This window comes from Novosphingobium sp. BAM6, assembly GCF_057784955.1.
The window spans coordinates 43307-67783 of record NZ_JBYNTR010000007.1 but is presented as its reverse complement, the minus strand read 5'-3'; the positions used below and the strand labels follow the sequence as shown (position 1 = coordinate 67783).

21 protein-coding genes and 1 pseudogene are annotated in these 24477 nt (G+C 64.5%); 12 read left to right on the top strand and 10 right to left on the bottom strand.

Annotated features, from left to right (window positions below; genetic code table 11):
* Positions 1–31: 31 nt before the first annotated feature.
* From AC3EC3_RS16100 to AC3EC3_RS16080, 5 genes are read right to left on the bottom strand one after another with little or no spacing between them, the layout of a single operon-like run.
* Positions 32–865, bottom strand: a complete 834-nt coding sequence (locus tag AC3EC3_RS16100) for an alpha/beta hydrolase (RefSeq protein WP_488490618.1) — start codon at positions 863–865, stop codon at positions 32–34.
* Complete coding sequence (locus tag AC3EC3_RS16095; RefSeq protein ID WP_488490617.1) at positions 865–1899, bottom strand: alpha/beta hydrolase; 1035 nt, start codon at positions 1897–1899, stop codon at positions 865–867. The genes AC3EC3_RS16100 and AC3EC3_RS16095 overlap by 1 nt, the downstream gene beginning before the upstream one ends.
* A 40-nt stretch (positions 1900–1939) precedes the next feature.
* Positions 1940–3448 (bottom strand): rhamnogalacturonidase, encoded by a 1509-nt coding sequence (locus AC3EC3_RS16090; protein ID WP_488490616.1) that lies wholly within the window; start codon positions 3446–3448, stop codon positions 1940–1942.
* Between the two features lie 44 nt (positions 3449–3492).
* A complete protein-coding gene (locus AC3EC3_RS16085; RefSeq protein WP_488490615.1) occupies positions 3493–4347 on the bottom strand; it encodes a rhamnogalacturonan acetylesterase in 855 nt (284 codons plus the stop codon).
* The gene (locus AC3EC3_RS16080) at positions 4344–5705 is read right to left on the bottom strand and encodes an oligogalacturonate lyase family protein (protein ID WP_488490614.1); all 1362 of its coding nucleotides are present in this window, start codon (positions 5703–5705) and stop codon (positions 4344–4346) included. The genes AC3EC3_RS16085 and AC3EC3_RS16080 overlap by 4 nt, the downstream gene beginning before the upstream one ends.
* A 214-nt stretch (positions 5706–5919) precedes the next feature.
* Here AC3EC3_RS16080 and AC3EC3_RS16075 point away from each other — a divergent pair.
* The 8 genes and pseudogenes from AC3EC3_RS16075 to AC3EC3_RS16040 all read left to right on the top strand — a co-directional run bounded on the left by AC3EC3_RS16075 (position 5920) and on the right by AC3EC3_RS16040 (position 11744).
* A pseudogene (locus AC3EC3_RS16075) lies at positions 5920–6484 on the top strand (IS5 family transposase).
* Positions 6485–6764: 280 nt separating this feature from the next.
* Positions 6765–7502 carry a heme ABC transporter permease CcmC gene (gene ccmC, locus AC3EC3_RS16070; protein ID WP_488490696.1) on the top strand — a complete coding sequence of 246 codons (738 nt, stop codon included), beginning with the start codon at positions 6765–6767 and terminating at the stop codon, positions 7500–7502.
* On the top strand, positions 7502–7645 hold the full coding sequence (ccmD, locus tag AC3EC3_RS16065; RefSeq protein ID WP_488490613.1) for a heme exporter protein CcmD: 144 nt from the start codon (positions 7502–7504) through the stop codon (positions 7643–7645). The genes ccmC and ccmD overlap by 1 nt, the downstream gene beginning before the upstream one ends.
* The gene (gene ccmE, locus AC3EC3_RS16060; RefSeq protein ID WP_488490612.1) at positions 7645–8133 is read left to right on the top strand and encodes a cytochrome c maturation protein CcmE; all 489 of its coding nucleotides are present in this window, start codon (positions 7645–7647) and stop codon (positions 8131–8133) included. The genes ccmD and ccmE overlap by 1 nt, the downstream gene beginning before the upstream one ends.
* Positions 8130–10091, top strand: coding sequence for a heme lyase CcmF/NrfE family subunit (locus AC3EC3_RS16055; protein WP_488490611.1), 1962 nt, complete (start codon positions 8130–8132; stop codon positions 10089–10091). Before ccmE ends, AC3EC3_RS16055 begins: the two co-directional genes overlap by 4 nt.
* Positions 10088–10660, top strand: a complete 573-nt coding sequence (locus AC3EC3_RS16050; RefSeq protein WP_488490610.1) for a DsbE family thiol:disulfide interchange protein — start codon at positions 10088–10090, stop codon at positions 10658–10660. The genes AC3EC3_RS16055 and AC3EC3_RS16050 overlap by 4 nt, the downstream gene beginning before the upstream one ends.
* Positions 10657–11100, top strand: coding sequence for a cytochrome c-type biogenesis protein (locus AC3EC3_RS16045; RefSeq protein WP_488490609.1), 444 nt, complete (start codon positions 10657–10659; stop codon positions 11098–11100). Before AC3EC3_RS16050 ends, AC3EC3_RS16045 begins: the two co-directional genes overlap by 4 nt.
* The gene (locus tag AC3EC3_RS16040; RefSeq protein WP_488490608.1) at positions 11097–11744 is read left to right on the top strand and encodes a tetratricopeptide repeat protein; all 648 of its coding nucleotides are present in this window, start codon (positions 11097–11099) and stop codon (positions 11742–11744) included. Before AC3EC3_RS16045 ends, AC3EC3_RS16040 begins: the two co-directional genes overlap by 4 nt.
* Before the next feature lie 99 nt (positions 11745–11843).
* Here the strand turns inward: AC3EC3_RS16040 and AC3EC3_RS16035 are convergent, their stop codons facing one another.
* Positions 11844–13757 carry a CocE/NonD family hydrolase gene (locus AC3EC3_RS16035; RefSeq protein WP_488490607.1) on the bottom strand — a complete coding sequence of 638 codons (1914 nt, stop codon included), beginning with the start codon at positions 13755–13757 and terminating at the stop codon, positions 11844–11846.
* A gap of 167 nt (positions 13758–13924) precedes the next feature.
* Complete coding sequence (locus AC3EC3_RS16030) at positions 13925–16066, bottom strand: prolyl oligopeptidase family serine peptidase (RefSeq protein ID WP_488490606.1); 2142 nt, start codon at positions 16064–16066, stop codon at positions 13925–13927.
* A gap of 101 nt (positions 16067–16167) precedes the next feature.
* Between AC3EC3_RS16030 and AC3EC3_RS16025 the strand changes: the two genes are divergently transcribed.
* The 4 genes from AC3EC3_RS16025 (at position 16168) to rpoD (ending at position 19624) form a co-directional block, all read left to right on the top strand.
* The gene (locus tag AC3EC3_RS16025) at positions 16168–16518 is read left to right on the top strand and encodes a hypothetical protein (RefSeq protein WP_488490605.1); all 351 of its coding nucleotides are present in this window, start codon (positions 16168–16170) and stop codon (positions 16516–16518) included.
* A gap of 34 nt (positions 16519–16552) precedes the next feature.
* On the top strand, positions 16553–17218 hold the full coding sequence (locus tag AC3EC3_RS16020; protein ID WP_488490604.1) for a cold-shock protein: 666 nt from the start codon (positions 16553–16555) through the stop codon (positions 17216–17218).
* Between the two features lie 31 nt (positions 17219–17249).
* Positions 17250–17453, top strand: a complete 204-nt coding sequence (locus tag AC3EC3_RS16015) for a hypothetical protein (RefSeq protein ID WP_488490603.1) — start codon at positions 17250–17252, stop codon at positions 17451–17453.
* Positions 17454–17590: 137 nt separating this feature from the next.
* Positions 17591–19624 (top strand): RNA polymerase sigma factor RpoD, encoded by a 2034-nt coding sequence (gene rpoD / locus AC3EC3_RS16010; protein WP_488490602.1) that lies wholly within the window; start codon positions 17591–17593, stop codon positions 19622–19624.
* A 571-nt stretch (positions 19625–20195) separates the two neighbouring features.
* Here rpoD and AC3EC3_RS16005 read toward each other — a convergent pair.
* Genes AC3EC3_RS16005 through AC3EC3_RS15995 form a run of 3 tightly spaced genes read right to left on the bottom strand, consistent with a single transcriptional unit; the run spans position 20196 to position 24414 of the window.
* Positions 20196–21506, bottom strand: a complete 1311-nt coding sequence (locus AC3EC3_RS16005) for an APC family permease (protein ID WP_488490601.1) — start codon at positions 21504–21506, stop codon at positions 20196–20198.
* Positions 21503–22978, bottom strand: a complete 1476-nt coding sequence (locus AC3EC3_RS16000) for a S10 family serine carboxypeptidase-like protein (RefSeq protein ID WP_488490600.1) — start codon at positions 22976–22978, stop codon at positions 21503–21505. Before AC3EC3_RS16000 ends, AC3EC3_RS16005 begins: the two co-directional genes overlap by 4 nt.
* Positions 22978–24414, bottom strand: a complete 1437-nt coding sequence (locus AC3EC3_RS15995; RefSeq protein ID WP_488490599.1) for a S10 family serine carboxypeptidase-like protein — start codon at positions 24412–24414, stop codon at positions 22978–22980. The genes AC3EC3_RS16000 and AC3EC3_RS15995 overlap by 1 nt, the downstream gene beginning before the upstream one ends.
* Between the last annotated feature and the right edge of the window lie 63 nt (positions 24415–24477).

Below are 24477 nucleotides of genomic sequence, written 5' to 3'. Positions count from 1 at the left end.
CTGCTTCTGTTTTTGGTCAAGTCGCCTTGGGTCAGTTCGGCGGAAGAATGGCCGTCTGCCGCATCCACGCTTCGCACAACTGCGGCCAGAGCGAGACCGCCAAGCCGGGCGTATCGAGCGCGAAGCCGTGGGGCGCCTCGGCAAAGACATGCAGTTCGGCATGTCCGCCGCGCGCCTCGATCGCGGCGGTGAGGCGGCGCGCATTAACTACCGGCACCACCGGATCGCTTGCCGCATAGACCACGAAGCACGGTGGCGGGTTTTCCGCCATCTGCGCATCGGGTTGGAGCGCATCGTAGAGTGCCTGCTTTTCCGGCGGTGCCAGCGGCGGCTTGTCGGCGATCACCGTGCGTCCGGCGGCATTGGTCGAGATCGGGGCATAACCGATGACGGCGAAATCGGGTGAACTCTCGTCGGTGCAGGCAAGCAGGCACGCGCCAAGGTGTCCGCCCGAGGACAGCCCCACCACGCCGAGCCGCGCGGCGCCGGTCTGTCGCAAGAATTGCATCGCCGCGCGCGCGTCTTCCAGCGGCGCCATCACGCCGTTTGTCGCGTCGGGGAAGCGGTGGATCAGCACATGGGCGTCGATGCCCAGCGCGTTCAGCCAGCGCGCGATCTGCACGCCTTCGCGCCCGGCCATCAACTGGACGTAGCCGCCGCCCCCAATCACCAGCGCGCTGGTACCGCAAGGGTGCGGTGCCGGGAAATGGAGGAGGGCGCCCTGCACGACCTTGCTGACGACAGCACTTTCGAGCGCGGCGCTTTCGTCCTCCAGTGCAAAGGCAGGCCCCGTTACGGCCTCTCCCAGCAATCTTGCGGCGAGGCCGTCGAAAGCGCCCGGTAGTGAAAGCGGGGAAGGTGCCATCACGCGCGCACCGGCCAGCCATGATCGGCGGCAAAGGCCTGGAACAGTGCCATCCACGGCGTCGGCGTGCCATCCTTGTGCGGCGCTGGCGGACCATGGCCGCCTTTCTCGAAGATCATGAGTTCGGTGGGGGTTTTGAGTGCATTGAGCGCGCGGAACATCAGGATCGCGTTCTCGGGCGGGACCACCGGATCGTCGGCATTGCAGGCGACATAGGTGGGGGGCATGTCGGCAGGCAGGCCGATCTGCGTCGACCAGTGCGTGCGTGCCTCGGGATCGTCCTTGCGGGCGCCCAGCAATTGCTCGCGCGACTGGCGATGCACGCCCTCATCCAGCATGGTGACGACCGGGAAGAACAGCCCCGCCACGTCCACCCGCGCCGATTGCCGGTCCGCCGCATCGACCGGCGTATAGGTCACGAGATCGGGGCGCGAGGCCGCGCGTGCCGCCAGATGTCCACCCGCCGAATAGCCCGAGATGGCGACGCGTTCCGGATCGACCTGCCAGCGCGTTCCTGCGCCTGCCCGGATCAGCCGGAGCGCCCGCTGCGCATCCTGCAACGACACGTCCGGTCCCGCCGCCCAGCCATCGTGCGGCAGGCGATAGAGCAGCTCGAACGTGGTGATCCCCTGTGCGGCAAAGCGCCGGGCAATGTCCGATCCGTGCCGTCCCACCGCCACCCGCAGATAACCGCCGCCGGGCACCACCAGCATCGCTGCGCCGTTCGGCTTTTCCGGGTGAACGACGGTCAGCATCGGCATTGCCACATTGGTCCAGGCGATATCGTCCTCGTCGCCGGTGGGACTGCGCTTGACGAACACGTCCTTCACGCCCGCGGCAGGGTATCCCGGCGGTGTTCCCGGCCAGATCGGGAAACGCTCGACCTTCAGGTCTGCACCGGGGCCATGGGAATTTGCCGGAGCGAATTTCGGGTCTTGCGCATGGGCCAGCGTGGGGGCCAGTGACGGCGCAAGCGCCGCCGCAGCGATGGCGCCTGCCAGCAGGTTGCGACGCGATGTTTCGGGCGGTGTCACGGGCGGCTCTCCTCGAAGCGGTCAGATCAGGGCGGTCAGATCAGGGCAGGATGCGGCGTTGTGCCCAGAGCGGAAAGGCATCGGCGGTAATCGCGGTGGCGCGATCCAGCACGATAGGCGGGCGGGCGTCGGGCGCGGCAGTCGCAAGGGCGATCCGGTCGAGCGTGATCGCTTCCACATCGCGCATCCACAGGCCCCAGGCGGGCAGCACCCCGAACATGCTGGGCTCCGGGTAGGCGTTCGGCACCTCCGGAACCTGCCGCGCCGCATCGCTTTGGGTGCCGCCGCCCGCATACGTCAGGTTGATCTGCGAAAGCGTCACATCGCGCACCGGATGGCCGGGAATGCCGGCGAGGATCGCCGGATAGCGCGGGTCGATCCCTTGCGCGAACACCTGCTCGATGCGGATGCCGCGCGTCGAACCAATTTTGGTTTCTTGAGGGCCGCGCCCCCGGTTGCCCACACGTACGAAGATTGGCGCGGTGGTGACGTCTTCCATGAACAGTTCGCGGGCGATCACGTCTTCCATCGCGCCGCCGTCCACCGTTTCGAGCGCAAGGCCCCGGCAATGCGCGAAGCGGCAGCGCTCGATCAGCACATGGCGATAGCCGCCGTTGCTCTCGGTTCCGAGCTTGATCCGCCCGGTCGGGCGGTCACGGTCGGGCGCAAGCGCCTGCGTGGTGCCGTTGGCGCCGCTCAGCATCGTCCCGAGATCGTAGCCCGAGACCCGGCAATCGCGGATCGTCACGTTTTCGGACGCGATCTTCTCGCCGAGCGCGAGGCTGGATTTGACGACGATGGCATCGTCGTTGGGCGTGTTGATCCGGCAGCCCGAAACCGTCACATCGCGCACGCAGTCGAGGTCGATGCCGTCGCGGCCCGTATCGATGGTCAGGTTCTCGATGGTCAGCCCCTGCGTGCCGGTGGCGAGCACGGCGATATGGCCGCCGCCCGCGATGGTCAGCCCCGAAAGGCGGATGCGCCGCCCCATGCGCAGCGCGATGGCCTTGTTGCCGAGGCCTTCCATGGCCGCATGATCGCTCTCCAGCGCGGCGATCTCGGTGGCGGTCATGTGCTGCATTGACAGCGGGCGTTCGCCGGTCTGCGCCTGCCAGCGCGCGCCGGGGCCGTTGCGGGTTAACGCCCAGCCCTCGATCCGGCCCGGTCCTTCGAGCGCAACGTCCTCTACGCCATCGCCCCAGATCAGACTGTTGTGCCAGTGGCTATGGCCGAAGTCCTGATAGAGCTGCGCCCCGCGATCCTCGGGCAGATCGTAGCGCCCGGCGTGGTGCGCGGGATCGGCAGCGACGATCACCGCGCCTGCCTCGAAGCGTAGCGAGACATGGCTGGCAAGGCGGATCGAGAAGCACAGATAGCGTCCCGCCGGGATCGCCACCACGCCGCCGCCTGCCTTGACCGCAGCGCGGATCGCGGCATTGATCGCGTCGGTATCAAGTGTCTCACCGTCGCCGCGTGCACCGAAGTGCCGGATGTCGAAGGTCTGAGCGGTGGTCTGTGCCGCGAGCGCCGGCTTCGATATCAGCGCCAAGGCCGCGCTCCCGGCAAGGATATCCCGGCGCATCATGCCGCCCTCTACCAGCAGGTCGGCGCGCCCAGCGCGCGCTGGGCTGCGGGATCGGGTACATGGACACGCTTTGCCAGCGGCACGTCGAGCGTGGCAAGATCGTCCGCCACCAGCGCGGCGGCGCTGCGTGCGCCCAGTTCGTTCAGGTGGGTGGTGTCGCGGTGGCCTTCGGGAAAGCGCGCGATGTGATCGGCGGCGTCATAGATCAGGAAATAGCGGTCCGCGCCGGTCTTGCCGGGGCCTTTCGCGCCGAACCACGCCATGGCCTTGGCGTCGAGATCGATGAGCGGCGTGTGCGTCTCGGTCGCGACCTGGCGCACCGCTTCGGCCCACGCGCCGTGGGTTTCGCGGATATGGCCTGCGGCATCGAACTCGTCGCGGGCGATAGGCGTCAGTAGCACCGGAATGGCCTGCCTCTCTCGCACGTCGGAGACGAATTTCGCAAGATTAACAGCATATTGCGGCGGATCGACGTGACGGAACATCTTGGTGGTGTCTTCGTCGTTATGACCGAACTGGATCAGCACGGTGTCGCCCGGTTGCAGCGCGTCGGTCAGTTGCTTCCAGAAACCGTCCGACACGTATGTCCCCGTACTGCGGCCGCCGTGGGCCATGTTCACCACCTGTACGTCTGTCGGCAACGCGCAGCCCAGGAACATGCCCCAGCCCATCTGCGGGAACTGCGCAGCGCCATAGTGCGCGGCGGTGGAATCGCTGGCGATAAAGACCCGAGCGGCGGGCTTGTCGGGGCGGGCAGAGGCCGTGTCGGGCGGAATGTCGTTCGCGGGCGGCGGCGCGGCGGCCACGAGCAGGGCTGCGGTGGCCGCCAGCAGGAGGGCAGGGCTGGTGGTGTTTGCGATCATTGGGCAGGCTCCTTGGCGCGAGTCAGTTCGACCGCGAATACATAGCTTGGCCCGAACATGTTGCCCCTGAAAATCAGCCACTTGCCATCGGGAGAGAACTTGCCGTTGGGCTCCAGCCGATAGTCCTGTTTGCCCATGTCGACGAGTTTCTCCGCCGTGAAAGTTCCCGGCTGGATCAGCGCTTCGGAATGCGGCGAGGGGATGCCTGCGTCGGGAATGACCGCGTGGGGGGTGAACAGATAGAGCCACTTGCCGTCGCTTGCATGGGCGACCATGTCCGGTCCGCCGCCGTCGCCTGAGAACAGGGTGCCATCGGCATTGCGGTTGAAGTGGACCGACCATTCGTTGCGGGTGAGGTGATATTGCGTGCGATGGCCGGTCGCGATGTCGTATCCGGCGACCCAGAAATCCTGCCCGCGCGGGGTCTGGAGATCGTACCAGATCGTCTTGCCGTCCTCGCTAAACCATTCATGTCCCGCGATTTCCATGTTCATCGTGCGGGTGTGGATCTTGACCGGCGGCGCGCTTGGGCGGTCGAGATGCAGCAGCCAGAGGCGGTCGACCTTCTGCCAAGGGCCTTCGTGGCAGAACATCAGCAGGTTGGGATCGGTGGGGGAGAACTGGAGGTGATTCAGCCAATCGGTAGAGCCGTAGACTTTCCTTTGTTTACCAGTCTTTATGTCGATCACGAACATCGACATCGGCACCTTGGACTCTAGTCGCTCGTCCATGCGGACTTCCTTGGCGTCGGCGTAGTTCAGCGGCTTGCCGTCCTTGCCGGTGGCCTGATAGTCCGCCTGATCGAAGCGCTGGTCGGTTTTCTGGAACGCTTTCAGGGCGTTGGCGCCGCGGTCGCCATCCACGGAGACGCCACCCAGAAGCGTTTCGTCGGCATTGATGGTCTGGATATCGCCACTGGCGACCGAGGCGATTTTCCTTGGTTTTCCGCCGTCTATCGACACCCCCCAGATTGTTTTGCCGCCATTTGGGCCACCCTGAAAGGTTTCGTAATAGACCTGCCGCGTCTTGTGGCCGGTGAACAGCAGCCGGAACGGCTCCTTAACGGCAAGGACCGGAATTTCCTTGAAAGTCTTGAGGTCGATCGCGGCGATCCCGGCAGGCGTGACGATCGCCATCCTGTCGCCTTGCGGGGTATAGGCGTTGTAGTTGAAATAGAGGCTGGAAGAGTTAGGCTCGTTCGAGATCCGCACCACCCGGTGCCCGGTCTTCGCGTCAATCCATTCGCGCGGAACGGGGACATCTGTCTTGGTCGACTCCTGCGCAACGGCCGGAAAAACAGCGATATTCAGCGCCGCAGAGAGGGTCACTCCCAGTCGCAAGGCACGGCTGCCCTTCATCAGAGACACCACGCTCCCATCCCTTCTTTATTTCATATTATGGACTATGATCCTACTTTGTGGGCAACCGGTGTCAAGCGCCCGCAATGCAGGCGTACAGATTGAAACGGACAGAACCGGGGTAGAGACCTGCCTAACCTAGGCTCAGGACCTATTAAATAGCTTGCGACGATTGCGGTTGGTTGATTCGATGGCAGCGCGAGGAGACGTTGCCATGATTGGCCTGATCTGGTTGTCGGAGGCGCAGATGCGCCGGATCGAGCCGTATTTTCCGTTGTCGCACGGGGTTCCTAGGGTCGATGATCGACGCGACCCACCTGAAGGGCACATCGAACCGGAGCAGGCCTTCTAAAAAGGGGCTGTTCCCAGACGTATCGGGCGCACCAGAGACGGCCTGAATTCCAAGCTTCATGCCATGTGCGACGGCAGGGGCAGGCCACTCGTCATGCTGCTCAGCGAAGGCCAGATGAGCGATTACAAAGGCGCGGCGCTGGTGCTCGATGCCTTGCCCAGGGCCAAGGCACTGCTCTGTGATCGGGGCTATGATGCTGACTGGTTTCGCAAGGCGCTTGCGGATCGCAATATCGTCGCCTGCATTCCGTCGAAGAAAAACCGGAAAGTCCCGATCCCGTACGACGCTTCCTGCTATCGCAAGCGCTACAAGATCGAGAACTTGTTCGCTAAGGCCCCAGGACTGGCGGCGCATTCACACACGCTACGACCAATGCGCCGACACGTTCATGTCAGCCATCTGCATTGCCGCCACCGTTTTCTTCTGACTCAATCAATGAGTCATGAATCTAGATCGGGGGGATCGGTCTGGCAACCGGTGCAATCCACCGATGCTGCGCTCTTTCTTCCTTCGCGATCGTGGAGCGGCCAGCGTCTTCCGGAAACTTCGGAAAGGCGCCGTTCCGTCTGGAGCGATAGTTGTGTCTATGGAGCCCTGAGCAGTTTTTTCGCGACATGCTTGCGGGAAATGATAGGCGTGAATGCTGTCATTCCGCCTGCCAGAACTAATCGAGATATTGCATGATTTCCGCCCCTGTAGCTTCTGGCATGCACGGTTTAGCCAATCCGTCTCGTTTTGTGCGTTTGGCGCGGGTTTTGATGCCGTTGTGTCTGATCGGTGGTGTCGTGCTGGCGGGCGGGGCGTTGGTGTTCGGGCTGTTTTTTGTTCCGCCGGAGCGGCTTCAGGGGGACACGGTGCGGATCATCTTCCTGCATGTGCCTGCGGCGTGGCTGGGCATGGCGGGGTGGTTGGGGATCGCGGCGGGGAGTTTTTCGCAGATCGTGTGGCGCCACCCGTTGGCGCCGGTGGCCGCGCGGGCCTGCGCGGTGCCGGGAGCGGTGTTTACTGCGGTGTGTCTGGCGACGGGTTCGCTGTGGGGGCGCCCGGCGTGGGGCGCGTGGTGGGTGTGGGATGGCCGGCTGACCAGCATGCTGGTCTTGCTGCTGCTGTACCTTGCCTGGATCGCGCTGGCGCGGGCGAGCGACGAGGCGTCTGTGGGGGGGGAGCCGCCGCTGGCGCCGGCGCTATTCGGCTTGGTGGCCTCGGTGAACCTGCCGATTATCCACTATTCGGTGATCTGGTGGAACAGCCAGCATCAGCCGCCCAGCATCACGCTGGGCAAATCGGCCATCGCGCCGATCTTTCTCTATCCGCTGTTCGCCGCGACGCTCGGCTTCACGCTGATCTTCGCAGCTTGCGTGCTGGCGCGCATGCGCGCGATCCTGGCGGACCGGCAGGCCGATGCGCGGCTGCGCCGCATGGCGCTGGGCGAGGAGGCGGCCTGATGCGCGCGGCCTTCGATGCCTGGCCCTATGTGATCGCTGCCTACGGCGCGGCGCTGGGCGCGACGGTTGCGCTGGTGGGGTGGTCGCTGTGGACGATGAAGCGGGCCGAGACGCGCCGCGACAAGATCAAGCGGCGTCGCTGATGCGGACGTCTGTTCTGAAGGCGCGCAACCAGCGCATGGTGCTGGTGTTGCTGGCGATCGCGGCGCTGCTGGGGGCAGGGCTGCTGGCCGCCTGGGCGCTGCGCAGCGAGGCGAGCTATTTCTACCTCCCGGCAGAGATCCTCGCCCATCCGCCCAAGCCCGGTCAGGAGGTCCGGCTTGGCGGCATGGTGCGGCGCGGCTCGCTGCACACGCTGGCCGATGGCGTGACGGTGGCGTTCGAGGTGACCGACGGCAAGGTGAACGTGCCCGTGCGCTTCACCGGTATCGTGCCTTCGCTGTTCGTCGAGGGATCGGGCGTGGTGGCGCAGGGGCACATGGAATCAGGACACATGGAAGCGGGGGCAGCGGGGCACGAGCTGTTCGTGGCGACGCAACTTCTGGCCAAGCATGACGAGAAGTACGTGCCGCGCGAGATGGCGAGCATGAGCGCCCAAGAGGCACACGAACTCGTGGAACACACGCAATGATCGCCGAACTGGGCCTTGCGATGCTGTGGATGGCGGCCGCGCTGGCGCTGCTGCAACTTCTGGCAGGCGTGCTGCCGGCGCGCGGCGGTAGCGACAGCGAAGACAATGAAGCGTTTGGCGCACTCGCCCGTCCGGCGGCGGTCGTACAGGGCGTGCTGGTGCTGGCGGCCTTCGCCTGCCTTGCCTGGTGCTTCGTTCAGACGGACCTGTCGGTGGCGCTGGTCGCCAGCGATTCGAGCGCGGACAAGCCGCTGATCTTCCGCCTCGCCTCGACCTGGGGCAACCACGAGGGCTCGATGCTGCTGTGGGTGGCGGTGATGGGCTTTGCCGGCGCGCTGGTCGCGCTGCTGGAGCACCGCCTGCCCGAACGCACGATGCGCATGACGCTCGCCGCGCAGGCCTTCGTCAGCCTTGGCTTCTATGCCTTCCTGCTGCTGGCCTCGAACCCGTTCGCCCGACTCGATCCGGCGCCGCCGGCAGGAATGGGGCTCAACCCGCTGTTGCAGGACATGGGCCTCGCGTTCCATCCGCCCACGCTGTACCTCGGCTATGTCGGGCTCTCGATCGCCTTCAGCTTTGCGGTCGGCGCGCTGGCGAGCGGCGAGGCGGGTCGCGCCTTTGCCGTGGCGATGCGGCCCTGGGTGCTGGGCGCGTGGATATTCCTGACGCTGGGCATCACCTTCGGGTCATACTGGGCCTATTACGAGCTGGGCTGGGGCGGCTGGTGGTTCTGGGATCCGGTGGAGAACGCCTCGCTGATGCCCTGGCTGGCGGCGACCGCGCTGTTTCACTCGGTGAACGTGCTGGCCTCGCGCGATGCGTTGCGGGTGTGGACGGTGATGCTGGGGGTGATCGCCTTCTCGATGTCGATGATCGGCACGTTCCTGGTGCGCTCCGGCATCCTGACGAGCGTTCACGCCTTTGCCGTCGACCCCACGCGCGGTACGTTTATCCTTGGGCTTTTGGCGCTCTACATCGGCGGGGCGCTGCTGCTGTTCGCCTTGCGCGCCGGGCGCATCCACGAAGGCGCGCGCTTCGAGCCGGTGAGCCGCGAGGGCGCGCTGGTGCTCAACAACGTGCTGCTGACGGCGATCCTGGCGATCGTGCTGTTCGGCACGCTCTATCCGCTGGTGGCCGAGGCCATGGGCGAGCGGGTCTCGGTGGGGCCGCCCTACTTCAATCCGGTCTCGGCGCTGTTCGCGGTGCCGATGATCGCGGTGCTGATGGTCGGGCCGCTGCTGCGCTGGCGCCGCGATACACTGCCGCGTGTGCTGCCGCTGCTGACCGGCACCGCGATCATGATCGCGCTGGCCGCCATCGCCGTACTGGTGTGGGGCGGGGCAAGCGTGCTGCCGTTCCTCGTGCTGGTGCTGGGGGCAGGGCTTGCCGTGGCCTCGTGGATGCCGCTGGTCTCGCGCCGCCGCCTGAAGGCGCCGCTGCCGCTGTGGGGCATGGTGATTGCGCACTTCGGGATCGGCGTCGCGCTGATCGGCATGGGCTGCGAGAGCAACTGGACCATCGAGCGCCTCGTGGCCCTGAAGCCTGGACAGAGCACCCAGGTCGGCCCGTGGAACGTGCGGCTTGCCGCCATCGAGCCGCAGGCGGGCCCAAACTGGACCGCGTTGGAGGCCGAGCTCGACGCCCGCTATCGCGGCGGCGCACCCGTGCACCTTCAGCCGCAGGCGCGCATGTTCTGGGTGCCACCACAAGGGACCAGCGAGACGGCGCTTTACACGCGCTGGAACGGGCAACTCTATACCGTGCTCGGTGAGCAGACCGACGATGGCCGCTGGCAGCTGCGGCTGTGGTGGAAGCCGTTCGTCTCGCTGATCTGGCTGGGCGGCGTGCTGGTCGCGCTAGGCGGCCTGCTGGCGTTGGCCGGACGCGTGGGCAGCGGATGGCGGCGGGGCAGGATCGTGAGGCGGATCGAGGAACGCCGGGAAGAGATGGGGCGATGAGTACGCCTTCGACATCTCCGGCTCGCGTCTCGAACTGGATGATCTGGCTGCCGCTGGCTTTGTTCGCTGCGGTTGCCGCGCTGGCGCTGGCGGCGCTGCTGCGCCCGCAGGATACGGCGGTGCGCAGCGCGATGGTTGGCAAGCCGATGCCCGCGTTCTCGCTGCCTGCGGGCTTGCCGAATGGGCCGGGCGCAAACACAGGTCTCGACAGCCGCGCGCTTGCCGATGGCCGTGTGCATGTGGTGAACGTCTTCGCTTCGTGGTGTCTGCCGTGCCGGGTGGAAGCGCCGCAGCTGGCAGCCTTGCGTGCCGCAGGCGTGTCCCTCGTCGGCATCGCGGTGCGTGACGAGCCTGACGATCTGGCGAAGTTCCTCGCCGTCAACGGTAACCCGTTCGAGACGATCGGGCGCGACGACAGCGGGCAGGTGCAGCTTGCGCTCGGCTCCTCGGGCGTGCCGGAAAGCTATATCGTCGATGGCCGGGGCGTGATCCGCTACCAGCATATCGGCGAGATCCGGCCTGAGGACATGCCCGAGATGCTGGCACAGATCCGCGAGGCCGGACGATGAGGCGCCTGCCGACCTTGATGCCTGCCTTGATGGCTGCCTCGATGGCGATCACCGCAGCGCTCGGACTGGCCGCGCCCTCGCTCGCGCAGGAGCTTCAGGGGACCGCGCCCTATGCCTGGCGCCAGCTCGATGATCCGCAGCAGGAGGCCAAGGCCAGCACGCTGATGGCAACGCTGCGCTGTCTGCAGTGTCAGGGGCAGTCGATCGCCGATTCCAATGCCCCGATCGCAGGCGCGATGCGCTCGCTGGTGCGCGAGCGCATCGCGCAAGGACAGACGCCCGCACAGATCCGCAGCTGGCTGATCGGGCGCTATGGCGATTACGTCAGCTATGCCCCGCCGCTCGATGGCGCAGGCTGGCCGCTCTATGCGCTGCCGGTGTTGCTGGTGGTTCTGGGCACACTGATAGCCCGCACGCGTCTGGGCAGGAGAGCATCATGATCTGGCTGGCAGTTCTGATCCTTGCAGGCGCGACCTTCGGCCTTACGGTCTGGCGCTTGCGGGTGCCGCGCAGCGCATACGGCACGCTGGCGGCGGCGCTGGCGGTGGGCTTGGCAGGCTATGCGATGCAGGGGCGGCCCGATCTTGCGGGCCATCCTACGGGCCCCGTGCAGGCCGATGCCGACAATCCGGGGCTGCTGGTCGATCTGCGCCGCAAGGTGACGAACAGCACGATCCCGCCGCTCAACCGCTGGGTGATCGTCTCCGACGCGCTGGCCCGCAACGGCGACTATGCCAGCGCAGCCGGCATTCTGCGCGGCGCCATCGAGGAAGACCCCAAGAACAGCGAGGCCTGGCTGGCGCTGGGCAATGCCCTGCTGATGCACGCCCACGGCTATCCCTCGCCCGCCGCCTTCTACGCCTATCGCCGCGCCGCACAGGCCGATCCCAAGGCGCCGGGCCCACCGTTCTTTACAGCCCTCGCCCTCGCTACCTCGGGAAAACTGCCGCAAGCCGCGAAGATCTGGGCCGATCTCCTCGCCCACGCCCCCAAGGATGCCTCCTGGAAACCCCTCGTCCAGCTCCAGCTCGCCCACGTCGAAAGCACCATTACCGAACAGCCCCCCGCGCAACCCGAAAACTGACAATGGGGCAAGCCGTGTATCTTGGGGCAGGGTGATTCCGAAAAATCACCCTGCTGCCATCGCGGGATCAGCGGAGGCTCTCTCGCTTCGTGCTGCGATCTACTCCTGTGCAACGGGCAGCCAGACGGCGCTTGCGGTTTCTCCGCCATGCTGCACCGTCTCTGTCGCCTTCACATAGTCTTCCGGTTTGGCCTTCATGATCGAGGGCACCCATTTCTGCGGGTTGCGGTCGTAGAGCGGGAAGAGGCTCGACTGGACCTGCACCATGATCTTGTGGCCGGGCAGGAAGACGTGATCGACGTTGGGAAGCGACCACTTGAAGTTGTAGCTCTTGCCCGGTTCCAGCGGTGCGGGCGTGGCGAAGCCGTGAACGTAGCGGCCGCGGAAGATCTCGATCCCCATCGGCAGTTCGTAGCCCGCCATGTCGGGGTGCGCCGAATCCTCTGCCGGGTAGACATCGATCAGCTTGACTACATAGTCGCTGTCCTGCCCGCTGGTGAAGGCGTGCAGGTCCACCTTGGGGGCGCCCTTGATGTGGACGGGCTTGGTCAGTGTGCCCGTGGAATAGCTCAGCACGTCAGTCCGGCTGTCGGCAAAGCGCTGATCCTGCACCAGCCAGGTCTTCCATTCGTCGCCGTCCATATGGATCGGGCGCGGCAGCATCGGGACAGGCTTGGCAGGATCGGAGACGTAGCTGTCCTGCCCGGCGGTTACCGGCTTGCCCCAGGACAGGCCGAAGCCGTCTGCCAGGTAGAGCGGGGTATAGTTGCCGTCAGGCCATTTCTGCGAGACCTCCCATTTGTCCGCCCCGGTCGAGTAGGTGATGACGGGCGGTGTATGGCAGGCGGGCGGATTGCTCTTGAGGTGGCAATCGAGGAAGGGCAGTTCGTAGCGCTCGCGGAACTGCTGGGCCGTGTCGCCTTCGAATTGCAGATCGCCGAGCGAGCGCCCGATATAGTTGACGCCGGAATGACGCCACGGACCGATCGCCAGACTGACCATGTCGTTGTTGGTATCCTTGGGCTCCAGCGCCTTGTAGACGGCCGGGGCGCCATAGCTGTCTTCCTGATCCCATTCGCCCACGACCAGCAGCATGGGGACGGTGAGAGGACGCTTGCCCAATTGCTTGTCGACCGCCTGATACTGCCACCAGGCGTCGTAGGCGGGGTGTTCGAGCACCTTGCGGATCGCCGGGATATCCAGCAGCCCGTATTTTTCCGCATAATCGTAGGCAGAGCCCGCTTCGAGGTAGGCGCTATAGTCCTCGCCCGTGCCGCGCGGCACCGCGCCGCCGCCCTTGCCGACGGTCTGTTCCAGATCGTAATCGTACCCGAATGTGCGGAACGCGCCGTTGTGGAACCAGTCGTCGCCCATCCAGCCGTCGACCATCGGGCTTTGCGGGACCGTGGCTTTCAGCGCGGGGTGCGGATCGACCGTGCCCATCAGCGCGGTAAAGCCTTCGTAGGAAGAGCCGATCATCCCGACCTTGCCGTTGCTTTCCTTCACGTTCTTCACCAGCCAGTCGATGGTGTCATAGGTGTCGGTTGCGTGGTCGGTCTTCGTCTTGTTGAATTCGCCGCGCAGGGGGCGGTTCATCACGTAGTCGCCCTGGGACATGTGCTGCCCGCGAATGTCCTGGAACACGCGGATATAGCCATTGTCCACGAAGAGGCGGTCGGAATAGCGTACGACCTCGTCGATGTTCTGGCTGCGGTTTCCGCTGGCGGCGGCTTCTGCGTCGTACGGCGTGCGCGTCAGCAGCATGGGCGCGTCGGTCAGCCCCTTGCGGAAGATGATGACGGTGTGCAGCTTTACCCCGTCGCGCATCGGAATATCCACCACGCGGCGCACGAAATCGGCCTGAGGGCGTACCCAGTCATAGGTGCCGACCTTCTCGTTCGCCATGGTATCGAGCGTATCGCTCTGGGGTGCCGCAAAAGCACCATAGACGGGAAGAGAAAGCGCGATGGCGGCGGCGCTACAGGCAAGTGCGCGGGAGATATGTTGTATCATGCGAGCGAAGGTGAACCGGGTCGCGCATGCGGTCAAGCGAGAGATGGCAATTCGACTGTTTGCTGGCGTGCCAACGCCATTGCCATAGTGCATGAACAGAAGAAGGCAGAGGGGAGCGCCTGCGAAGAAGATCATTCTCCGCAGGCGCTCAAGGGATTGATCAACGATCAGTTCATCAGCTTTTGCCACATGTAGGTCATCGTCAGCGCTGTCGTGCGCGCCGATTGCTTGATGTCAGCGCCCGCGCCGTGGCCGCCTTCGGTGTTCTCATAGTAGTAGAACGGCAGCTTGAGGCTCTCCATCTTCGCGGCGAACTTGCGCGCGTGCTGCGGGCCGACGCGATCGTCCTTGGTGGTGGTGAAGATGAAGGGCTCGGGGTATTTCGGCCCGATCTTCAGGTTCTGGTAGGGCGAGGTCTTCTCCCAGAACGCGCGCACGGCCGGGTCGGCGTTCACATCGCCATATTCGCCCTGCCACGAGGCGCCCGCCGCGATCTTCGAGATGCGGATCATGTCGAGCAGCGGCACCTCGATCAGCACCGCATTCCACAAGTCAGGGTGCTGGACGAATTCGACGCCCATCAGCAGTCCGCCGTTCGATCCGCCCTCGATCCCGAGGCGGCGCGGCGAGGTGATCTTGCGGGTGATGAGGTCTTTCGCCACGGCGGCGAAATCGTTGTAGATGATCTGGCGTTTCGTGGCGAGCCCGGCCTCGTGCCACTTGGGCCCGAACTCGCCGCCGCCGCGAATGTTGGCGAGCACGAAGGCGCCGCCGTTCTCCAGCCACAGCTTGCCGGTGGTGCTGGAGTAATAGGGCGTCTCGCTGACCTGGAAGCCGCCATAGGCGGTCATGATCGTCGGCGTGGTGCCATCGTAGGGGATGTCCTTGCGGTGGACGACGAAGTACGGGATTTTTGTGCCGTCGCTGGAGGTTGCTTCCAGCTGCTCCACCACATCGCGCGAGGCATCGAACTTGGGCGGCAGGGCCTTGGCCTTGGCGAGCGTACCCTGCGCGGTGTGCGCCAGGTAGAGCGTCGAGGGATCGAGGAAGCCGCTGGTGCTGACGAAGGCCATGTCCGACTGTTCGTCGGTCGCGCCGTAATCGACCGAGAGATTATCCGGCAGGGGCAGTTGCGATGTCTTCCAGCCGCTTGCGGTCGGCGTGAAGACCAGCGCGCGACCGCGCACGTTCTCCAGCGTGCTGACCAGCAGCGTGTCACGGGTGGAGGTGATGCCGTTCAGCGCATCGCGCGGACTGGGCGCCCAGATGAGCTTGGCCTGCAGTTTCGCAGGCGCGGCCAGTACGGAGGGAAGGGCGAGCTCGACCAGCGAGCCCGAGCCGAAGCTCTTGCCGCCGGTGCTCCAGTCCTGATCGAGCTGCACGATCACCCGGCCTGCGACGAGGGCGACGACAGAGGCCTTGTCCGGAATGGCAAGGCGCTCGGCCCCGCGCGCGGTCAGCACGAACGTCTGGTGGCGGAAGGTGTCGAGCGGGCGTTCGATCACGGCGAGATGGTTGCCTTTGCCATCGTGGAGGACGGCCGGAGTAACGCCATAGCCGCCATCCTGCGGATCGCCGCGGTAGACTTCCTGTGCAGAGGACAGAGGCTGTCCGCGTGTCAGGCGCTTGACCACGAAGGGATAGCCCGAAGGGGTCAGGTCCTGCGGCGTCCAGTCGGTGGCGACCAGCAGGTGGTCGCGGTCCTCCCACGCCACGCGATGCTTGCCGCGCGGCAGATGGAAGCCGTCCTTGACGAAACTGTTGGTGTCGAGATCGAATTCGCGGATCTCCACTGCGTCCTCGCCGCCGTCCGACAGCGAGACGAGGCAGCGGTTCTCTTCGGGTTCGAGGCAGTCGATGCCCTTCATCACCCAGCTCTTGCCATCGACCTTGCCCAGCGCATCGATGTCGAGCACGGTCGTCCAGTGCGGGGTTTCGGTGCGATAGTCCGCCAGCGAAGTCTTGCGCCAGATCCCGCGCAGATGGTCCTGATCCTGCCAGAAATTGAAGATCGCGCCATGCAGGAAGCTGGGTGCGGGAATGCGATCCTTGGCTCCGGCCAGCGCCAGCGCCTGATCGTAGAAGGTCTGGTAATGCGGATCGGCCTGAAGGCGCTGCGTGGTGGTGGCGTTGTGCGTGTTCACCCAGTCCATGGCCTGGGGCGAATCCACCTGCTCCAGCCACAGGAAGGGGTCGGCGTCATCCTGTGGCTTCGCTGTAGCTTCGCCATTTCCCGAGGTCTGCGCTTGCGCTGCCAAGGGAGAGGAGGCGGCGGCCAGCGCCAGTACAGCTATCAGGGTCAAACGCATCTGTATGAATCTCCCGCCAAAGGGCCTTCACGATGCCGTGTTCGATCGACCTTGTGTAGAGCCATTCCGCATTTGCGCCCAGGCAGGATCAGGGGAAAGCAATGGGGAATGGTCGCAAACGCCATGAAACGGAAGATCTGCAGCCGGGCAACCCATTCAAGGTCTGCAAGGTCGTGAATGAGTCGATCTGTTCCAACCTGCACGTGAACCTGAACCTGGCAGGTTGGCGAATTCACGATATGCTCGGATTCGCCGGATCGCGCAGCGCGCTGGTGCAACCGAAATCGCAATCATTTGTACCGCTGGCGTTGATTAGGCCCCTGCGTGTCATATATCGAGCTATTCACAGAACTCTGGTCGCCAAAGGGGCGTTGCGCTGCTATGGCCCGATTTCCCTGCATCCGGAAACGGGTTATGCGGCCTTGCGTGCTACGTTCACTCGCGAGGATTAGGTTTCTTCGGGCGTAGCTTAAGGTACTTGAAAAGATGGCATTCGACAGGGGAAATCGCGGCGGTGGTCGCGACCGGTTCGGCGGTGGTGACGATCGCTGGGGTGGTGGTAACGACCGCTTTGGCGGTGGCGATCGCTTCGGCGGCGGCCAGCGTGGTGGCTTCGGTGGCTCGCGCGGTGGCGGTTTTGGCGGCGGCGGTTCGCGCGGCGGCCCAGGCAATGTCGTCGGTCAGGGGCGTGGAACGGTCAAGTTCTTCAACCCCGACAAGGGTTTCGGCTTCATCCAGCTGGAAGATGGCGGGGACGATGCTTTCGTGCACATCAGCGCCGTGCAGTCTGCTGGTCTTGAAACGCTGGCGGAAGGTCAGCAGCTGGAATTCCAGCTGGTCGAGCGCAATGGCAAGGTGTCCGCGTCCGAACTGACCATCGTTGGCGAAGTCATCGTTGCCGAACGTCGCGAGCGGGCTCCTGCTCCGCGCCAGTCGACGGGCGAGAAGGCTACCGGCACGGTCAAGTTCTTCAATGGATCCAAGGGCTTTGGCTTCATCGTGCGCGATGACGGTCAGCCTGACGCCTTCGTGCACATCAGCGCTGTCGAGCGTGCGGGGCTGCATGGCCTTTCTGAAGGTGATCAGCTTGAATTCGAGATCGAGATTGATCGTCGCGGCAAGTCATCTGCCGTGAATCTGGTCCAGCGCTGACGGGCCTTGGCCATGGCCGCCGCTGGTGGTCATGGCCTCAGTTCCGGCTTTCCTCGATCGCCGCGCGAACGGGGACGGAAAAATCCCGCCTTATTGCAACAGCCTGGATCCAGGCCCACCTTCGACAGGCTACCGTCGGGGCAAGGATGTGGATATCGCCGTCGAGAGTGCTGCACATCCTGCTGAAAGGCTGATCAGCTTTCTTCTGGAACTGATGATCGGCCAGATCACTTAGATCCCACAGCAGAGGTAGTTCGTCTTGCCAGACCGGCTGCCCTTCAGCGGCCTTGTCAGGCGGATGATTTGAAAACCCGGTCTTGCTGCTGACGTGCTATCGTCATGGCAAGGCGTAATAAGATAACAACGGATTGCATGACTAACGACGATCGCAGCAGCGACAACGACTCTCCTCTTCTTGACCTGGACAAAGGCTCGGTCCAGCGGTTCATCGCGCGCGCCAAAAGTCAGGGCGTCGTCACGGTCAAGGAACTGAATGCCGCGCTGCCGCAGGACCAGATGACCACCGACCAGATCGAGGACATCATGGCCGCGATCTCGGAAATGGGCGTCAAGATCATCGAAAACGACGATGAGGATGACGAGGACGGCGAGCAGGAAGACGGCGTCGAAGCTGTAGACGGCCGCGACGATGATTCCGGTTCTGATGCCGAGTTCGACGAAGGTAATTCCCGGCGTCGTCCTGGCGAGACGCGCAAGTCCGACACTCTGGGGCGTTCCGATGACCCGGTACGCATGTACCTGCAGGAAATGGGTGCCGCCGAGATGCTCAGCCGCGAGGGCGAGGCGGCTATCGCCAAGCGCATCGAAGCTGGCCGGGACATGATGATCATGGGCCTTTGCGAGAGCCCCATGACTTTCCATGCGATCATCGGCTGGTCCGAAGCACTCAACAACGGCGACATGCTGCTGCGCGAGATTCTCGATCTCGACGCGATGCTTTCCAAGGAACCGCAGCCCGAGAATCTGGGCGAAGACGGCGACGACAACGGTGAGATTTCCGCTGCCACCGCAGGCCCTTCTTTCAAGGATGACGACGATTCCGGCGAGGATAACTCGGAGGAACTCGACGAAGACGGCAACCCGATTCCCAAGCGCAGGGTCGAAGAGGATGAAGAGGACAACACCCTCTCCCTCGGGCAGATGGAAGCTGCGCTTACGCCGGAAGCGCTGGAGAAGTTCGCGCTGATCACCGAACTGTTCCGGACCTTCGAGAAGTTGCAGCGCGAGCGTCTTGATGCTCTCGCGCTGGGTATCGACTTCCCGGCGGCCAAGGAAGACCAGTATCAGCAGCTGCGCGAGGATCTGACCGCGCAGGTGGAATCGGTTCAGTTCCACGCGACCAAGATCGAGTATCTGGTCGACAACCTTTATTCCTTCAACCGTCGTCTGACGACGCTGGGCGGCCAGATGCTGCGTCTGGCCGAGCGCCACAAGGTGAAGCGTGCCGATTTCCTGGAGGCCTACACGGGCCGGGAACTGGACGATACCTGGGTCGCCGAAGTTTCCAGAACGGACAAGAAGTGGGCTGCCTTCGCGGAGAACGAGGCTGAACCTGCCGAACGCATTCGTCTGGAAGTATCGGACATCGCCACCGCTACCGGCATGGCGCTCCCCGAGTTCCGCCGGATCGTCAACATGGTCCAGAAGGCGGAGCGCGAGGCGCGCATTGCCAAGAAGGAAATGGTCGAGGCGAACCTGCGTCTGGTGATCTCGATCGCCAAGAAGTACACCAACCGAGGCCTCCAGTTCTTGGATCTCATCCAGGAAGGCAACATCGGCCTGATGAAGGCGGTTGACAAGTTCCAGTACCGCCGCGGCTACAAGTTCTCGACGTATGCTACCTGGTGGATCCGTCAGGCGATCACGCGTTCAATTGCCGATCAGGCGCGCACCATCCGTATCCCGGTGCACATGATCGAGACGATCAACAAGCTGGTGCGTACCAGCCGTCTGTTCCTCCATGACAAGGGCCGCGAGCCGACGCCGGAGGAAATGGCGGAAAAGCTCTCGATGCCGCTCGAGAAGGTGAAGCGGGTTCTGAAAATCGCCAAGGAGCCGATCTCGCTCGAAACACCGATCGGTGACGAGGAAGATAGCAGCCTCGGCAATTTCATTCAGGACGAGAACGCCGTCATCCCGGTGGATGCGGCGATCCAGGCCAACCTGAAGGAAATGATCACCCGCACGCTGTCATCGCTGACGCCTCGTGAGGAGCGCGTGCTGCGCATGCGCTTCGGCATCGGCATGAACACCGATCACACGCTGGAGGAAGTCGGTCAGCAGTTTTCGGTGACTCGCGAGCGTATCCGTCAGATCGAGGCGAAGGCGCTGCGTAAGCTCAAGCATCCGAGCCGTTCACGCATCATGCGCGCGTTCCTCGACTAGGCTAGGCGGCTGGTTCACCTATAGCGGATCGTGACCGGTCACTGCCGGCGCGTCGTCAGGCACGGCGCGCCGTCTGGCTGGTATGTATGCATCGTCCTGGCGCAGGGATCGCGCAGGCTGGGCGCAAAAATGGCAGTGTTGCGCCCATGACCGGTGCAACGCCTGCCCCCACAGGGGGCCGGAAAATACCTGTTTTCCGTTGATGACAGCTTCGGGTCGTGAACCGAGTGGGGTTCGGTGGGGCTGAAAGCGTTCCCCCGATCCGGCCATGAGCCATGGTCAGGCAATGCGCATTTACCGATCGAGGTGCAGGGCGGTTTTCTCTGCCTTCCCTCCCGTTCAGGACAATACGGCGGTCGCAAGCGGCCATCTTGCCCGGACGAAGGAAAAGCATGAAATCGGGGACTGGTCCGGCAATGCCAACAATGCAGCCGGAACGCGCGTTCGGGTGCCCAGATCGCTTATCGACGATGAAAATCTGGCCTCTCTTGTACAAAGCACGAGCACGCAGAGGTCATCAGATAGACTTGAGAAAAGGGGGACTGGAAAAGTTCCCTATAGAAAGGGAAGATCATTTTCTGGTTATGCGACCTATCGTGTAATAGATGGCGCCGATGGCAAGCCACCCGGCCAACAGCGCGTAAGGGCGCCAATCCGCTTCCAGCCCTACGAAGATCAGCGCGATGGCGCACAGGGCTCCGGTATAAGACAGCAGTCGCATCGCCCGGCGTGAAAACTTGAAGCTCGCGGCGTCGTAGAGATCCGGGTGTCGTTCGGTTACGCGCGCGGCGGACAGGCAGACGCTGGCATACTTGGCCAGATTGGGGATGTTGACCGCCAGGAACAGGAACGTCAGCTGCATCGGCATGAACAGGCCAAGACAGCCGAGCGCAAACACCGCGATCAACGCAATATGCGGCGTCTTCCACTTCGGATGCACCTGCGCGAGCGGGACGGGCAGGGCGCCTGCCAGCGCCATCGCGTAAAGACTGCGGCTGAACATCGCGAACAGGGCGTTGAGCGACTTGCCGATCGAGAGCACTGCCGCAATCGCGATCACCGGCACCGCCATCGGCCCCATGAAGTGGCGCGCGGCCTCCAGGATCGGCGCGTCGCTGGCGCCCAGGGCATCGCCGCCCAGAATACCCAGCGCGACAAAGCCCACCGCCAGATAGATCACCGTGGCCGAGCCGATCGACAACGCAATGCCAAGCGGGATCGTGCGGCGACTGTCGGCCACTTCGGCGCCTGCTTCCGTCGCGGCCTCGATGCCGAAGAACAGCCCCATCAGCAGCGGCGTCGCGGTGATCATGCCGCTGATGCCGTGGGGGAACAGCGGTTGCAGGCGCGCCGGATCGATCGCCGTGCTGCCGCCCCAGACGACGAATACCGCGAACAGCACGATCATGCCCGCCAGCAGAACCTTCTGGATGCGCGCGGCGATCTCCACCCCGAACAGGTTGGCGAGAAGGGCCAGCAGCAGCACCGCCAGCATCGTCGGCTTGGTGGGCAGGGCGACCATCATCGAGGCGTACTTCACCAGCACCAGTGCCAGCACGACGATGGCGCCCACATTGGCGACGATCCGCGCCCAGCCGATGGCAAAGCCTACGGAAGGGTGGAGAAACCGCGCGGGCCAGGCGAACGAGGCGCCGGATACCGGGCAGGCCGAACCGAGGAAGGCATAGCTCACCGCGATCAGGTACATCGGCAGCGCTGCGATCAGCGCTGAGAGCAGCATTGCCGGGCCTGCCATCTGCGCGGCAGGCGCAATGGCGGAGAAGATCGACACGCCGACCGCGGTGCCGACACCGAGCGCGACCACGCCCCACAGGTCGATACCCTTCTTCAGCGCCGGGGTGCCGTGTGCGGCCTCGCTCATCGGGCGCTGTCCGCCGTGATGAACGCGCGAAGATCCGTCATCAACTTGTGCCAGCTGGTATCGTCGGAATAGCCGACATGGCCTGCGGCATAGCGCTCGTTGCGGTACTGTGCCGGGGCCAGTCCGCTTTGTGCGAACAGATAATCCGCCGCGCCGATGGTGGTGGTGAGGTCATAATAGCCTGTGCCCACGAACAGGCGCATGCCGGGTTTTGCGGCCATCGCCTTTTCCAGACGGGCCATGAACGGCCAGTCGTTGAAGGGGCTGTCTCCGGCGCCATAGATCCAGTCGTCCTCTACGGGCACGATCACCTTGTAGTCGGACGTATCCTTGATGCCCATCTGCGCCAGCTGTTCGGAGATGGCCTTGCCGTAGAGGTTCGACACCGCAGAGAACGCATCGGGGCCGACCACTTCGCCTGCGTTTGCGGCGCGCGACGCGGTGTAGCGGGCATCGTAGCGGCCCAGCACCTTTCCTTCAGTGCGCAGCAGCTCGACGCGGAACTTCTCCTTCGAGATGCGCAGGTCATGGGCGAGGTAATAGGCGCTGGAAATGCCGGTCAGCGCTTCCAGCTTCACCGCCACCGCTTCGCGCTGTGCGGAAGGCAGGTTCTGCCCGGCATAGAGCGCATCGAGATAGGTCGGCTCGTAGGCCTTGGCCTCGCTGGCGCTGCCTTCCGGCGTGCAGGGCTCCGCACGCTTGTGGTGGTAGCAGGCGATCGCGGCCAGCGTGGGCAGTGCGACCGGATAGGTCACCACGTTGTCGGGGCGCTGCGAGGTCTCGATCATGTTGAGCGCCTGCCCCAGCAGCACGACGCCGCGAATGTTCAGCGCGGCATCCTGCGTATGCAGGGCATCGACCATCGCGGCGGCGCGGATCGTGCCGTAGCTTTCGCCGAGGATATAGATTGGTGCCTTGCTGCGCCCGTGCGCCGCCAGCCAGTTTCGGGCGAGTTGCGCCACGGCATCGGCATCGCCTGCGACCGAGTGATAGAAGGAGGCATCGGCACTGGTGGACAGGCTCGAAAAGCCGGTGCCGGGCGGGTCGAGGAACACCAGATCGGCGATGTCGAGCGGGGTTTCGGTGTTGGCCTCCAGCGTCGCACTGGCCGGGATCGGCGCGGTGGGATCCTGCGGCACATGCGCGCGGACCGGGCCGAGCGCGCCCATGTTGAGATAGGCCGAAGCCGCGCCGGGGCCGCCGTTGAACACGAACAGCACGGGGCGCGTAGCGGCCTGCCTGCCCGCATCGCTGCGCACATAGGAGATGTACCCGGCGGTGGCATCGTCATGGCCCGGCTTGCTGGCGACCGGCACCACGCCAGCCTCGGCCATGAGCGCGATGCGGTGGCCGTGGATCGTCACGCTTTCGGCATGGCGCGCCTTGATTTCGGGCGTCTGCGCATAGGCGGTAGCGGTGCTCGCGGCGAGGGTCATCGCCACCAGTGCGATCTTGAGGCTTGCGGTCTTCATCACTTGGCTCCCGAGCCGCGCAGGAAGGCGGCAAGATCGTTCCCGAAGCGCAAGGTCTGCGTCGGGTCCGCGTACATCATGTGGCCGCCTTCGTAGCAGCGCAGCGTGAACCGCGCGCCGATGCCGGGCGGCAGTTCGGCTACGGTCATCGTATTGCCGATGCAACTGTTCAGCGAATCGTAGAGCCCCGCCGCGACCCAGGTCCGCAGGTGGGGGGCCTTTTGCATCGCGCGCTCGATCCACGGCTGCGAGGCGCTGGGCGGACCTTCACCTGCCATCGCGCGGGCCAGCGATTGTGGCGTCACGGGAGACTGATCGTATTGCCAGTCTTTCCCCGCATCGGACGCGGAGGCGTCGATCCCGGCATAATGCCCCTGCGCATAGTTCAGGTCGTGGCGATAATAGGCGAGTACGGCGGCCTGCTGGGCGCTTTCGTCCGGCTCGTCCGTGCGGCGCATGTCGAACACGTCGAGCATCTTGCCGGGCAGTAGCCCCTTGCGGAAGGCACGCGGGGAGACCCATAGCGTCTTCGCATCGATCGTGTCCGGAGCAAGGCCCTGATAGCGCGCGAGGCTGGCGATTACGGCGGCGCGTTGTGTATCGCTCAGTGCGTCGGGGTTCGCGAGGGCGGGGACGTAAACGGTCTTGGCCCAGTGCTGCGCCTGCGCCAGCGTGCGGGCGCGGTCCTTCATCAGGTCGGGCGCCAGACGGCCGAGCGCGAAGGCGGTGGCCGTGCGGTTGACCAGCGAGACGGCGCGGCGGCGTTCGGGATGCGGGTCTTCGCCCAGCGGAATGCCGCCCGAAATCAGCGCGACGCCGCTGACGGCGATGCCCTTGTCCACCAGCGCTTCTGCCACGCCCGAGGCGCGCCATGTGCCGAAGCTTTCGCCGACAAGGTTGAGCAGGCTGCTCTGGCGATGATAGGCCGCGCGCCAGTCCGACACGAAGCCGGAAACCGAGGCGATATCGGCGCGGGTGCCGAAGAAGGCGCTGGCCTTGTCAGGGCTCTGCGCTGTGCTGAAACCGGTGCCGACGGGGTCGACGAACACGAGGTCGCTGGTCGCGAGCGGGCTGGCGGAATTGTCCACCAGCTTGCCGTCCCGGAAGACCTTGGGGCCGACGGCGTGAAACTGCAGCGTGCTGGAATCGGCACCGGGGCCGCCGTTCCACACGAAGCTGAGCGGACGCGGTGCGCCGGTCTTGCGGAGGGGCACCAGATAGGCGGTGTAAGTGATCTGCGCGGTGGCTACACCGTCCAGATTGCGCACCGGAAGGCTGCCGACGCAGGCGACATAGGGCATAGGCCTGCCCGCGATCACGGCGCTGTGATGCGTCTCGACGGAATCGGGCGCGCACAGGGTGTTCGCCTCGGCACCGGCAGGCATGAACAGGGTGCCTGCGGCCAGTGCGGCGCATGATACTGCCAGTCTCAGCATGAGAAATCCTCCGTGCCATTCCAATAGAGCGGATGGAGCGGCATTTTTATGCGCAGTTGGTGA